This is a genomic window from Enterobacter sp. 50793107, from assembly GCF_001463365.1.
Classification (GTDB): Bacteria; Pseudomonadota; Gammaproteobacteria; order Enterobacterales; family Enterobacteriaceae; genus Enterobacter; species Enterobacter cloacae.
On sequence record NZ_LNII01000105.1, the window covers coordinates 1 to 424 of the forward strand.

The following is a 424-nucleotide window of genomic DNA, read 5'->3' on the forward strand; positions in this document are numbered from 1 at the left end:
AGTGCTCACACAGATTGTCTGATGAAAAGTAAATAGCAAGGCGTCTTGCGATTGAGACTGTACGTCCCCTTCGTCTAGAGGCCCAGGACACCGCCCTTTCACGGCGGTAACAGGGGTTCGAATCCCCTAGGGGACGCCACTTGCTGGTTCGTGAGTGAAAGTCACCTGCCGTCATATCTCAAAACTGACTTGCGAGTCATGTTTGAGATATTTGCTCTTTAAAAATCTGGATCAAGCTGAAAATTGAAACGACACACATGTTATGTGTGTTCGAGTCTCTCAAATTTTCGCAATCATGAAGTGAAACATCTTCGGGTTGTGAGGTTAAGCGACTAAGCGTACACGGTGGATGCCCTGGCAGTCAGAGGCGATGAAGGACGTGCTAATCTGCGAAAAGCGCCGGCGAGGTGATATGAACCCTTGA

Annotated in this window: 1 tRNA gene and 1 rRNA gene; both read left to right on the forward strand. The window is 48.6% G+C overall.

The features are described from left to right. Window positions 1-63: 63 nt before the first annotated feature. Window positions 64-139, forward strand: a tRNA-Glu gene (locus APU11_RS14835). Window positions 140-322: 183 nt separating this feature from the next. Next, window positions 323-424 (forward strand): 23S ribosomal RNA (locus tag APU11_RS14840); the annotation flags it as partial.